This is a genomic window from Gottschalkiaceae bacterium SANA, from assembly GCA_036323355.1.
Lineage (GTDB): Bacteria > Bacillota > Clostridia > Tissierellales > GPF-1 > GPF-1.
Genome location: AP028876.1, coordinates 85062 through 97967 on the forward strand (window position 1 = coordinate 85062; position 12906 = coordinate 97967).

The window sequence follows — 12906 nt, forward strand, 5'->3', positions numbered from 1 at the left end:
GAGGCAGACATGAATCGAATCGAACGAGACAAAAGAGCAATTCTCAATACCTATAAGCGTTTGCCTATTATCATCGATAGGACGGAAGGCCATGAGTTAATCGATGAGAATGGCATCCATTACTTGGATTTCTTTTCCGGCATTGCAGTTAACAACCTAGGGGCTGATTCGGCAGTAAAGAAAGCCATCCACGACCAGGTGGATCGCTATTTGCATCTGTCCAATTACTTCGCATCGGAACCAGCGGTGGAATTGGCGGAACTCTTGGTGGATAACAGTTTTGCCGACAAGGTTTTCTTCACCAATTCCGGAGCGGAAGCGGTAGAAGCGGCGATCAAGATGGTGCGCAAGTGGGGCAATGCCAAGGGAAAGACAAGCATGCTTTCTGCCAAGGGAGCCTTTCACGGGCGAACCATGGGTGCCTTGGGATTGACAGCCAAGCCGGCTTACCAAGAACCTTTCGCTCCGTTGCTTTCGGGGATTGCGCATTTTGAAATGAATAAGATCGAATCGATTCGCCAAATGGTCAATGAAGATACGGCGGCCGTCTTCCTGGAGATGATCCAGGGAGAGGGCGGCGTGCGTCCTGTGGAACAGGCCTTTATGGATGAAGTTATTAAATTGAGAGAAGAATTTGGATTTCTCTTAGTGGTGGATGAAATTCAGACAGGCCTAGGTCGAACGGGAACGCTTTTCGCCCATGAGCAGTATGGGATTATACCGGATCTGGTTTGTGTCGCCAAAGCTTTGGGCGGTGGACTTCCATTGGGTGGACTCTTGGTTAGTCAGGCGCTTACGGGTGTATGGACGCCGGGCAACCATGGAACCACCTTTGGAGGCAACGCAGTTGCCGCTGCAGGCGGAAGGGCTTTGGTCACAAGACTGCTGGAAGATGGATTTTTTGAAGAAGTCAATCGAAAATCTTGCCTCATTGTGTCTGGGCTTGAGGAATTGAAGGCGGAATATCCAGGTAGGATACAGGATATCCGCGGGTTTGGCATGATGATTGGTGTAGATGTCGGTCAGGCGGCACCGCTATTGCAAGAAGCGTTTCTAAAACGCCATTGCTTGGTGAATACCACTAGCGGCACCGTGCTTCGATTAATTCCAGCACTGAATATTGGTGATAATGAGATTCAACGGTTTTTGGATATTTTTTCAGAAATTTTGAGGGAGGCGTAAGCCTTCCTTTTTCGTGTGGAAAATCTTGGTTTGGGGTACAATAAATTATAGAAGAATCTGATGAAAAGGGAGGATATCCAATGATTCTAGGTGGTATTGAAGCGGGCGGCACAAAATTTGTCTGCGTGGTGGGCACGGAGAAGGGTGAAATTCTAGAGCGGAAGAAAATTCCAACGACTTCGCCGGAGGAGACCCTGAAAGAGGTAATTGAATTCTTTAAAAATAAGAAAATTGAATCCTTGGGGATTGCAAGCTTCGGTCCCGTTGCGGTGGACCCTGCTCATCCAAACTATGGGTCGATTCTCAAGACACCAAAACTGGCGTGGGCAGATACGCCGATTCTACATATTCTTAAAGAAGCTTTGAATTGTCCTGTAACTATTGATACGGATGTAAATGCGGCAGCTTTAGCCGAGGCCAAGAAGGGTAACGCCTGGGATGTCAAGTCCTGTTTGTATTTGACGATTGGCACGGGTGTTGGAGGTGGATTCTATAATGGCCAATTGCTTCATGGGCGACTCCATCCCGAGATGGGTCATATGCTTATGCCGATAGGAACAGATGGGTTTAAAGGCACTTGTCCTTTCCACGGGAGTTGTTTGGAGGGATTGGTTTCTGGGCCGGCTATTGAAGTGAGGGCTGGAAAAAAAGCAGAATTGATTGCAAAAGATGACCCGGTTTGGGATCAAGTGGCAGAAACGATTGCCATGGGGTTGGTGAATTACCAGATGATCTTATCGCCGGAGCGAATCATTCTGGGTGGAGGAGTCATGCATCAATGTCATCTCTATCCACGAATCCACAAGGCTTTTTATCGATTGATCAACGGCTATTTACCTTTCACAGAAGACCAGGTCAAACACCATATTGTTTCTCCTGGGTTGGGTGATGATACAGGGAGTGTTGGTGCCTTGATGCTTGCATTGGAAAGATAAGAAGAAAAAAGAAGGGCTCGTTAGAACCCTTCTTTTTAATAGCCAGTATTTAGATTGACTTGGTTGATCAGAGTTTCAGGATTATCTTGGAAGCGTGCAAAATTCTCTTCTAGAATTTCGATGCCTTTCTCTAGATAGTGAACGCTCTCCCCACAGATGTGGGGCGTGAGAACCACATTTTCCATTTGCCACAGCGGACTTTCAACTGGGAGTGGTTCTGTTTCAAAGACATCGGCGGCGAGTCCACTAATTTGTCCAGTCTGAAGCGCTTTAATTAATGCCTGCTCATCGACAGTCTTGCCGCGCCCGATACTGATTAAAACCGCAGAATTCTTCATGGCTACAAAGGAATCAGCGTTTAAGGCATGGTGGGTAGCCGGGGTATTGGGCAAAAGATTAACCAGATAGTCAGCCTGGCTTAAGAATTCATTGGTTTGGTCTGGGGTGTACCATTGATCAACATTGCTTGCTTGAATGGGGTTGCGTTTTAAAGCCAAGACTCGCATGCCCATGGCTTTTGCCCGGGTTGCCAGGGTGTCGCCAATGGCACCGAAGCCCAATATGCCGACAGTTTTTCCAAAGATTTCATCTTGAGGAATATTTCGTTTCCACTTTGAATCGCTTTGCTGTCGTTGGAAAACATGCAAATTCCTTGCAAAGAGGATCATCATGGCAATGCTGTATTCTGCCATATGATTACGGTGAAGTCCCTTTCCGTTGGTGAGGACAAGGCCGCGCTTTTTCATGGCGGCAAAGGGATAGCCGTCAACGCCAGCACGTAAACATTGCACCCATTTTAGTTTGGGTGCCGCAGCAAGCAGTTCTTCTGTAAAAGGCAAGGTGATGAGTACTTCTGCTTGAGGAATTTCCTTCATTAATTCATCTTCAGAATTGCAGATGGTGAATGTAACATTGGGCTGAGCGGTTAGGAATTCTCGAATCGGGGTAGGGTCATAATAGCCGGTATAGCTGACGATGTGCATAGGTTTACTCCTTTTTCTTTTATTGTATAACAAGGAAGAAAAAGGTAAAAGCATTGACAAAATGTTGACAGAGAATAGATCGAGGTATATGATAAAGGCGTAACTGTTATAGTGCATATATAACAAAGGGGGACAATATGAAAAAAACAATTGGTACTTTATTGCTTGTGATGCTTGTGATGATTTCGTCGGTGGGTTGCAAGAATCAAGTGGAGAAACCGGAACTTGAGGAGCCTAAAGTAGCAAGCTTAGAAGAGATGGAGGCGATTGCATTAGCCTATGTAGGCCATTTGATCGCAGCAGAGTATGACAATGCTTATTCAGATTATGCCCATGACGAGGTTATGCAAAAGGCCGTTAATGCGGAGGTCTATCAGCAGATTATGGAGGGGCTATATACCCAGGTGGGTGATCCGATTGAGATATTGACCACAGTTGAGTGGGAAGCGCAAGGCTATCAAATTGTTCAGGTTGCAGTCGAGTTTACCAAGAAGCCTTTTGGAATGAATGTGGTTTTTAATGAATTTGGTGAGATTTCGGGGTTGAATTACAGTGAGCTGGCAAAGGTTCCGGATACAGAAGGAAAAGAACTGACAGAAAGTTACACTGTTGAATCGATTTCGGTGGGTCCTTTTGACTTGGAGGGACAAATCATGTTTCCTATAGAAGTTGCTGGGAATAAGCCGGTGCCCCTTGTAATTCTTGTCCATGGATCTGGAGCGACGGACAAGGATGAAACCATTGGACCAAACAAGCCTTTCATGGATTTGGCAGAAGGTTTGGCAGCACAGGGTATTGCAAGCTTGCGATTTGATAAGCGAACCTTGAGTCACCCAGAAAGCTTTGCTGGAGAGTATGAGTTTACCGTATGGGAAGAAACCATTGAAGACGCCTTGGCTGCGATCGAGATTGCCAAGGCAGATTCTCAAATCAATGAGAATCAAATCTTTGTCTTGGGACACAGCTTGGGTGGCTATCTATTGCCAAAAATGATGAAGCATACCAATGAAGTAGCGGGCTGGATCTTTATGGCGGCTTCCAATCAACCCTTGCAGGGGATGATCGTTGATCAGTATACCTATCTTGCGGAACTGGATGGAGAAACCAGCCAGGCAGAAGCGGATCAAATTGCCCAGGTTGCGGCGATTGCAAAGCAAGCGGATAGTCCGGAAGGATTGGATAAGCAAACGCCGATTCTTGGCGCGTATCCTGGTTATTGGATCGATTTGAATGCCTATCATCCTTTGCAAGAAGTAAAGCTTTATACCACGCCCAAATTATTCTTGCAGGGAGAGCGGGACTATCAAGTACCACCAGCGCAATTCGATTTATGGAAAAATTCTATTGGTGAGGCCCATGCTGAATTTGTGCTTTTCGATCAATTGAACCATCTGATGATGCCCGGGGAAGGGGATCCCAATCCAGGGGAATATCAATTGCCGAATCATGTAGATGAGCGTGTTGTTTATACGATTGCTGAGTTTGTGAACCGAGTTAAATAGGAAAAATAGTAGAATAGAGGCATAAGAAAAAACGGTACTGGGCCCAGTACCGTTTTTTCTTATGCTTTTGGAAAGGTTAAAATAAATCGACATCCTTTTGTATGGCTTGAATCCAGATAAATACTTCCACCATGTTTTTTTATGACTTGTTGTGTGATGGAAAGTCCGAGTCCGCTACCGCCTAAGGAGCGATTGCGTGATTTTTCAACGCGTACCATGGGATTGAAGATCGTATCGTGATAGGCTTTCGGAATTCCAATGCCGTTATCTTCAACAATAAGTTGTACGGTTTTCAGTGTTTCGATGATGCGCATGTTCAATTGAAAACCCTGATGGTTGTACTGAATGCTATTTTGGATTAGGTTGTCGATCGCACGTGAGAATAGGGCGATATTTAGCTGGCAATAAATGGCTTTATCTGGAAAATCAAAGTCGTACTGAATGTTTAAGCTATCAAATTCTTGCAGGTAAGCGATCGATTTTCTACGCGTTTCCTCTACGATGTCCAGGCGCTCTGTTAGAAAATCAATCTTGCTATTGAGACGGCTGTAGGTGAAAAGTTCTTTGGTTAAATTGGAAGCCAGCAAACCATAGCGGTAAATGGTTTCCGCTTGTTGGTGTGCCTGTTCTGGCAAGTCTTGCTGTGTCAGTATTTGTGCATATCCAAGGATATTAGTCAGTGGTGTCTTAATGTCATGGGATAAATTGAGCATGAGCTTGCTCCGCTCTTCTTCTAATTGTTTTCGTTGTTCAATTTCAGCTTTCAAATGTTGGCTCATCCGATTAATTTCATCTTTGATTTCATCTAGTTCTGTGCCGGCTTCATATTGGATTAGATGATCGAAGTTTCCTTTTTGAATTTCACGAACGCCATCGTTTAGTTGATTGATGGGACGAATGATTTTTTCTCCAGTGATTTTTGCATAGCTAATAATAAATAGAATGAACAGGGCGAATGCAATTGCCAGGAAGAAGTAATAAGAATTGGTTTCATCAGAAAGAGGTGCCAAGAAAAGATGATAAACGCGGCTGCCGCTTTCATTTTCAAAAATATAGGTTGAATATAGCTCGTCGTTGCCCATGAGTAATTGCAGGTCATGATAGGTGGTGCCTTCAGATAAGGTGAGGTTGACAGCATCCAAGATCTTATAGTCCCGGTCTGTAATGACAATAAAGTCATCAGGCTGGAAGGCGTGTTTGGAGAAGGCTGTTTCGCGATTCTGATCATAATCTTCAATAAATGTATCGAAGTCTATAGAGGACTTATTTAAGCGTGTTTCTGTATACGAGTCGTAAGCGAATAAAGTCAGTGCGCCTAAAACAAGGACCATAAAGAAAATAAGAATATAGGCTTTCAAAAATTGGTGATAAATTTTTTTTGTTCTCATTTATTTCTCCATCCTGTAGCCGAGGCCCTTAATGGTTTTGATATAAGTGGGTCGTTTAGGATTGTCGTTTAACTTTTCTCTCAGTCTTGAGATATGGACCATTACCGTATTATCATCACCAAAGAAGTCGGCCTGCCAAACCTGTTCATACAATTGCTGTTTGGTAAAAACTTGACTGACGTGGGTCATAAAGAAGGTGAGTAATTCAAATTCTTTTACGTTTAGCTGAAGGGGAGCACCATTTAAACTCACTTCAAAGGTATCCTTGTTAAGGACCAAGTCATGATGGGTCAATATCGTTTGATTTCTCACTTGCGTGTATTCAAAAGCGCGTCGTAAATGGGCTTTACAGCGATAGACGATTTCGGTTAGGCTGAAAGGCTTGGTAATATAGTCGTCTGCGCCCATGCCTAAGGCTTGCATCTTGTCGATATCTTCGTTTCGTGCAGTTAAAAACAAGACGGGAATCAGGCTGTCTTTTCGAATGTGTTCTAAGACCGCAAATCCATTGATTTTGGGAACCATAATATCAAGAATAGCAAGATGAAATGACGTGTTGAAGTATTGAATGGCTTGCTCGCCATCAAAGGCTTGAACAACCTCGTATCCTTCTGACTGCAATTGTAGCGTTAACAATCGGTTAATTCCTGGGTCATCTTCCAATAAAAGAATTTTTGCTTTCATAGTTGCCCTCCTTATCTTGCACTTTATCACAGTTTGATTTCTTCGTAGAAGAGAGGACTTGATTTTAAGCTTCCTTTAAGGTTCATGTTAGCTTCAAGAAAACCTGGGAAGATAGAATGATAGCAAAAGAAGGGGGATAAAAAAATGAAGAGATTACTTGCATTAGGGGCTATGATTTGCTTGCTTTTAGTAGGCTGTCAATCTGCAGGAGTTGAAGAGAATAATGGAAAGAGCGATATGAAAGAGGTTGTAGAATCGCAGGAAGAAACCGGAGAGGAAAAGAGCACCAATCCGATTGTCGGTCTCGATTTGAGTGAGTGGGAATTAGAAGATTCAGAGGGGAATCAAGTAGATGGAGATTGTTTTAAGGACAAGAAGTTAACGGTCTTGAATCTTTGGGGAACATGGTGCGGTCCTTGTGTGGAAGAGATGCCGGTATTTGAGCAAGTGTGGCAGGACGTGAAGGATCAGGAGGTACTATTTCTTGGATTGGCAGTGGACTCTGAACTGAAAGAGGTACAATCGTTAAAGAAAGAATTAGGCATTACATACCCGCTATTGCAGGAAAATGAGGAGATAGGGAAGTCTTTGACCTCTCAATTTGACTATGTGCCGGTTACCTTGTTTGTCGATTCGCAAGGAAAGGTGTTGGAAAGTTTTATTGCAGGCGGGACAACCGCAGAAAAATTAAATGAAATCATTGAACGTTTGATCAATGAATAGAAAAAGAAGCTTTTTATTGGTTGTAGGACTTGCAATGATCGTTTTGGGCGCGGCCCGTGGAGAGGTGACAACAGTTTTTCGCAAGGCGATCAACATTTGTCTGGAGTGTATAGGAGTGGGTTGATGAAAAGGCGAAAGGTGCAATGGCTCTATTTGTTAGGAAGTAATGCGTATTTAAAAGGGTTCTTAAATGGGAAGATTTTCAAAGGGGTATCAAAGCACATTTGTGTGCCAGGCTTGCAATGCTATTCCTGTCCCGGTGCTTTAGGCGCTTGTCCCATTGGGGCCTTACAGGCAGTAATGGGAAGTATGAAGTTTCAAGTATCTTTTTATGTGTCAGGATTGCTTGTGTTATTTGGTACTATTTTTGGACGAGTGGTTTGCGGTTATTTATGTCCATTTGGATTGATTCAAGATTTGATGTATCAAATCAAGTCAAAGAAATATAAACTGCCCAAATATTTACGCACTGTCAAATATATGATTTTGATTTATTTTGTGATTTTGATACCGACCCTGTTTGCAAGTCGCATTGGGATCGGCGATCCTGGATTTTGTAAATATATTTGTCCCAGTGGAACGCTTTTTGGAGCGTTACCCTTGTTGTTAAAGAATCAAGGACTTCGGACGGCTTTGGGAGGATTATTTATTTGGAAGCTGGCTGTATTGGCTGGGATTTTATTGAGTTCGATTTTTGTATATCGGAGTTTTTGTCAGACTCTTTGCCCGTTAGGGTTGATTTATGGATGGTTCAATCGAGTAAGTATTTTAGGACTTAAAGTCGATACTGAAAAATGCAACCATTGCGGACGATGTCAACCCGTCTGCAAATTGGGATTGGATCCGCAAGTAGATCTTACGAGCATAGAGTGCATTCAATGTGGCGAATGTGAGAAAGAGTGCAAGCAAGGTGCAATTAAGAGGGGGATAAGATGAAAAGAATCATATTAGTAATGTTAATATCGATCATGGTGATGACTGGATGCCAAGGGCAAACTGCCGTTGAGGAAAAGAAGCGGTCTTTGGAAGAAAGTGTTGTTGCCTCTGAGCTCTCGGGTCAAACCGACACCACAGAGGGTGGGCAAGAGACATTACTGCCATGGTCATTGGAAGAATACATTGGAGATGCCGTTACTGAATTGACGGACTTGCAACGCGAAGAAGCAGAAAAGGCTTTAAATCGAATTAATGATGCAGAAAGTGGAGCGGAAAAGGGTGTAGAGATTGAAACGCTGTATCAGGAATTGGATCAATTGCTACGATCTTTTGGGCTCCGTGTTCCAATCGATTCATTTAAAACCTTAACGAAGGTGAAGCCGGAAGCTTTTACTGAATCGCAAAAGGAAAAGTTAATTGATCTTGAAAAACAAATTCAGATTCTGGAGCAAGACGATCCTGAATCCGAAGCGTTGAAAGAGTTGAACCTTTTGATTGAAGAGCTCTTGAGAAGCTGTGGATTTGATCCGACAGATGTGATGGATGAAATACAAATGCATAGTATTACTTTGGCAAAATTCACCTTTGAGAGAGGAAAAATCGGTTTTGTTGGAGACACAGAGCAGATTGAAGAATCAGAGATGGAAAAATACCGATTTTTAGTCAATCGGGCGAAAATTGTGATTCCACGGGATCAATACCATTTGCTTAAGTATTTTCTTGTTAATACAGACGGGAAAGATGAGGTTCTTGCCTATGTGAGTCAAGAAAATGAAGAGAGTAACAAGTGGCGAATGGTTTTGGATTGCAATGATGCCTTTGATGATAAGGGAAAGTATATTCAGGAATATGATGAAACCATTGTCCATGAGTTTGGACATCTTTTATCATTGAATGAGAATCAAATGCAAGAGAAAATAACGGGAACCTATGAGAATGAAGATGGAATTTTGGCGGAAAAATCGTATTTAAATGAATTCTTTCAAACCTTTTGGATTGACGTTTATCAGGAACACCAGCTGCAAGTAGACCCGCAGGATCAATCGGGTGATTCGGCCTATGTCTTCTATGAGAAGCATCAAGATTTGTTTGTTTCTGATTATGCGGCTACCAATCCAGAAGAAGATTTTGCAGAGACATTCCGGGTGTTTATTTGCAAAGAGAAGCCAAGTGGAGAGCAGAAACAGGATCAAAAGGTTCTTTGGATGTATAAGCAAGAAGAATTGGTTACAATGAGAGAGCAGATTAGACAACGCTTGAATAAGTAGGGAAAAAGCAACACTGGGGACAGTGTTGCTTTTTGTGTGGAATAATTTTGCTTATTCCGACTAGAATGTGGATAAAACTCAAGAATTCAAGGCATTAGATTTATGCCTTAAGGGTGTTATTCAGGAGTGACCTTGATGGGCGATTTCTTCTTCCGCATCCATGAAAGATCCATCTCGATAGCTGTCGAAGATCATAAATTATGCTTCCCTTTTTAGTCAGGCGATCACGGTTAATTTATTTTGTTAAACATAGTATGCGCCTAAAAATTGGAAAAATAAAGGGGATATTGCAAAACGTAGCAGACATTGCAAAAAGTAATTAAAAGGCGAATTGCACAAGTAGAAGATATAGAATAAACTAAAATTAATTGGCAAGAAAAGAAAACAAATCTGAAACAAGATGCGGGAGTCGAGATGATTAAACATTTTCAAGAATTGACAAAAGAAGAATTTCATCTAGTTGGTGGGAAAGGGCATAATTTAGGGATTCTTTTACAAGCTAGTTTTCCGGTTCCGGAAGGATTTTGTATCTTGTCTCGGGTATTTGATGAGATGATTCGAAAAACTGGAGGAACAGAGGCGTTGCTTGCCTTGGATCAATTGGATCCTGAGAATGTGAAAGGGATTGAAGCGAGTGGTAAAGCGATTCGCGGGTTGATTCTTCAATCAGAATTGAGCGAGATCTTGCAGGTGGAACTGCAAACAGCATTGCAGAGGTTTGATGAAGGAACTTCATTTGCGGTACGATCCAGTGCCACAGCGGAAGACTTGCCGGATGCATCCTTTGCTGGACAACAGGACTCTTATCTCTTTATAGAAGGAATTGAAGCGGTTATGGTTTCGATTCGAAAATGTTGGGCTTCTCTTTTTAATGATCGTGCAATCAGTTATCGGTTAAAAAATAAAATCTCTCATCAGAGCTTATCGATCTCTGTTGTGGTGCAAGAAATGATTGCACCAAAATACTCGGGAGTTGTCTTTACTGTGGATCCCTTATCGGAGGATCGGCGGTCGTTGATTGTAGATTATGTGACGGGAACGGGAGATGATTTGGTAGCAGGAAAAATAACGCCCAATACCATCGCCTATCAGCGTAAGGCGAAAGAGATTCTTTCGCACCATAAGGAGTCCGAAGACAATGGGGTGCTGGAAGATCAAGCTATTCATCAGCTTGCAGAACTTGCTGTGGAAATTGAAGCGCTTTACGAGATGCCGATGGATATTGAATGGGCACTGGATCAAGAGGACAAGCTTTGGATCTTGCAAGCCCGAGCCATTACAACCCTATTCCCCTTGATCGACCCGGACCGGGAAGGCAATGCCGTGTATCTTTCCTTCCATCATGTTCAAAATATGATGAAGCCCATTCGGCCCTTGGGTGTGGATTGTTTGAAATGGATATTCCCCTTTGATAGAAATGAGTGGGGGAAATCGAAGATAATGAAGGCGGCAGGGGGATATGTATTTCTGGATATTACGGATTATCTGGCGGTACCGATCTTTCGAAAAGCAGTGGGCTCTCGCTTTGACGGAATTGATGCCTTGATGGCAAGTAGCATGCGTCGTGTGCTCAAGGACCGAGCCTTTGTGAAGGCCATTCAACCCCACAATAAAAAGGGCAAGGAGCTACTGGACGGAGTATGGTCTTTGAGCCATGAAATGAGAAAAGCTCTTCATCCGCGAAATATGCGGATTGAGGCTTGCGATGCCTTTATTGCATCCTACGTCGATCACTTGAAGGATGATTTGGTAAGGGAAGCGGATCCGGTCAAGCGATTGGAGTCATGCAAGGCGGCCCTTGGTGGGTATTTGCAGGAAGCATTGATGAAAATTGGTTCCTATATTGGACCCGGGATGGCTTCCTATCTGTATTTGGTGAAAAAGACAAGCCGTCATTTGGGATCGGATGAATTGGCGCAACTCCTAGCTTCGGGTTTGGTTGGCAATGTGACCACGGAAATGGGGCTAGTGATTGGAGATTTGGCAGAAGAAATTCGTAAAGATGATGTTTGGCTTCGACGCTTGGATCAATGGGATGCGAGTGTTTTTGTTTCTGAGTTGATGCGAGCGGAGGGATCAGCTGGCGACTTGATGCGCCTTGTCATGGATCGCTATGGTTCCCGTGGGATTGGCGAAATCGATATCACCAATGCCAGGTGGTTTGAGGATCCAACGCCCATTGTTATCAGTATTCAAAATCATCTGCGGGTATTCAAACCAGGCCAGCATCGGCGGGAGTACCATGCCTTGACCCTAGCTTCGATTGAGGCTGGAGAGGCGATTGTCACTCAAATGAGCCGGGGACCACGTTGGATTTTCCGACGGCATTATCGAAATATGGTGGATCGGGTCCTGAATCTTATGCCAGCCCGGGAACATGGCAAGTACGGCTTGATTTTGGTCTATGGACATGTAAAAAAGGAAATTTTGCAGGCGGCTAAAGAGGCGGTTGATAAAGGATGGTTGGATACGAAAGAAGATATTTATTATCTTAAGCTTGATGAAATTATTGAGATGGTGAAAAATAAGAAAGCCATGCAGGAACGAATTAAGGAAAGAAAACTTGCCTTCCAGAAGGCGAAAGGCAGACGTGTGCCTAGAGTGGTGACCAATCAGGGTTGGATTGTGCCACCGGAAGAGTCGAATCGAGTTTTAAAAGAGAATGAGCTGGGCGGAACTGGCGTATCTAGCGGCATTTACCAAGGGATCGCCCGGGTGGTAGAGCAGCCGGAAGAGGCAAGAATGAAAGCGGGAGAAATTCTGGTTGCCCCCTTTACAGATCCGGGATGGACACCGCTCTTTATTCATGCCAAAGGCTTGATTTTGGAAGTCGGAGGATTGTTGACCCATGGGGCCATTGTCGCCAGGGAATATGGAATTCCGGCTGTCGTGGGGGTGGATCGTGCGACGAGCAAAATTAAAACGGGCGATTGGGTTCAAGTTGACGGAAATACAGGGATTGTCACGATCCTACAGAAAAAAGAGAGAGAAGAGGGCGTTTCATAATGAAGATTGTTATTGAGGAGCAAGTAAAAGCGTATTTGCAAAAGAAAAACAAGAAGGTAATCACCCTCAGTCTTCGTATGGCTGGCGGTGGTTGAGCGGGCTCTGTAATCGAGCCGGAGATTAGACTCGCGGTGCCGGCGGCACCGGAAAAAGATTTTTATGTAAAGCATGAAGTGGATGGAATTGATGTTTATCTACACTTGCCAGTGATGAAAAAAGCAGAAAGCTTATCTTTTGCCATGGCTGGAGTTTGGATTTTCAAACGAGTGATTGCAGAGGGATTGAATTTACGGTTTTAG

12 protein-coding genes are annotated in these 12906 nt (G+C 43.6%); 9 read left to right on the forward strand and 3 right to left on the reverse strand.

What is annotated here, in order from left to right:
• The first annotated feature begins 9 nt into the window (after positions 1 to 9).
• Together AC25CA_RS00465 and AC25CA_RS00470 are read left to right on the forward strand one after the other, a co-directional pair.
• Positions 10 to 1182, forward strand: a complete 1173-nt coding sequence (locus AC25CA_RS00465; RefSeq protein WP_486815072.1) for an aspartate aminotransferase family protein — start codon at positions 10 to 12, stop codon at positions 1180 to 1182.
• An 80-nt stretch (positions 1183 to 1262) separates the two neighbouring features.
• Positions 1263 to 2117 (forward strand): ROK family protein, encoded by an 855-nt coding sequence (locus tag AC25CA_RS00470; RefSeq protein WP_486815073.1) that lies wholly within the window; start codon positions 1263 to 1265, stop codon positions 2115 to 2117.
• A gap of 35 nt (positions 2118 to 2152) precedes the next feature.
• On the opposite strand, the gene AC25CA_RS00475 is transcribed toward AC25CA_RS00470, so the two are convergent.
• Positions 2153 to 3100 (reverse strand): D-2-hydroxyacid dehydrogenase, encoded by a 948-nt coding sequence (locus AC25CA_RS00475; protein ID WP_486815074.1) that lies wholly within the window; start codon positions 3098 to 3100, stop codon positions 2153 to 2155.
• Between the two features lie 137 nt (positions 3101 to 3237).
• Here AC25CA_RS00475 and AC25CA_RS00480 point away from each other — a divergent pair, with 137 nt between their 5' ends.
• The gene (locus AC25CA_RS00480; RefSeq protein ID WP_486815075.1) at positions 3238 to 4602 is read left to right on the forward strand and encodes an alpha/beta hydrolase; all 1365 of its coding nucleotides are present in this window, start codon (positions 3238 to 3240) and stop codon (positions 4600 to 4602) included.
• A gap of 59 nt (positions 4603 to 4661) precedes the next feature.
• Here AC25CA_RS00480 and AC25CA_RS00485 read toward each other — a convergent pair whose 3' ends face one another.
• Both AC25CA_RS00485 and AC25CA_RS00490 read right to left on the reverse strand, forming a co-directional pair.
• Entirely contained in the window at positions 4662 to 5990 is a 1329-nt protein-coding gene (locus AC25CA_RS00485) for a HAMP domain-containing sensor histidine kinase (protein ID WP_486815076.1), read from the reverse strand.
• Complete coding sequence (locus AC25CA_RS00490; protein WP_486815077.1) at positions 5991 to 6674, reverse strand: response regulator transcription factor; 684 nt, start codon at positions 6672 to 6674, stop codon at positions 5991 to 5993.
• A 144-nt stretch (positions 6675 to 6818) separates the two neighbouring features.
• Here AC25CA_RS00490 and AC25CA_RS00495 point away from each other — a divergent pair, with 144 nt between their 5' ends.
• The 6 genes from AC25CA_RS00495 (at position 6819) to AC25CA_RS00520 (ending at position 12906) form a co-directional block, all read left to right on the forward strand.
• Positions 6819 to 7397, forward strand: coding sequence for a TlpA family protein disulfide reductase (locus AC25CA_RS00495; RefSeq protein WP_486815078.1), 579 nt, complete (start codon positions 6819 to 6821; stop codon positions 7395 to 7397).
• Positions 7398 to 7431: 34 nt separating this feature from the next.
• Positions 7432 to 7521, forward strand: coding sequence for a CD1871A family CXXC motif-containing protein (locus AC25CA_RS00500; RefSeq protein ID WP_486816581.1), 90 nt, complete (start codon positions 7432 to 7434; stop codon positions 7519 to 7521).
• Complete coding sequence (locus tag AC25CA_RS00505; protein WP_486815079.1) at positions 7521 to 8333, forward strand: 4Fe-4S binding protein; 813 nt, start codon at positions 7521 to 7523, stop codon at positions 8331 to 8333. The genes AC25CA_RS00500 and AC25CA_RS00505 overlap by 1 nt, the downstream gene beginning before the upstream one ends.
• A complete protein-coding gene (locus AC25CA_RS00510; RefSeq protein ID WP_486815080.1) occupies positions 8330 to 9601 on the forward strand; it encodes a hypothetical protein in 1272 nt (423 codons plus the stop codon). Before AC25CA_RS00505 ends, AC25CA_RS00510 begins: the two co-directional genes overlap by 4 nt.
• A gap of 414 nt (positions 9602 to 10015) precedes the next feature.
• Entirely contained in the window at positions 10016 to 12607 is a 2592-nt protein-coding gene (locus tag AC25CA_RS00515) for a PEP/pyruvate-binding domain-containing protein (protein WP_486815081.1), read from the forward strand.
• A 107-nt stretch (positions 12608 to 12714) separates the two neighbouring features.
• Positions 12715 to 12906: a hypothetical protein gene (locus AC25CA_RS00520; RefSeq protein ID WP_488193289.1), complete on the forward strand. Its 192-nt coding sequence runs from the start codon at positions 12715 to 12717 to the stop codon at positions 12904 to 12906.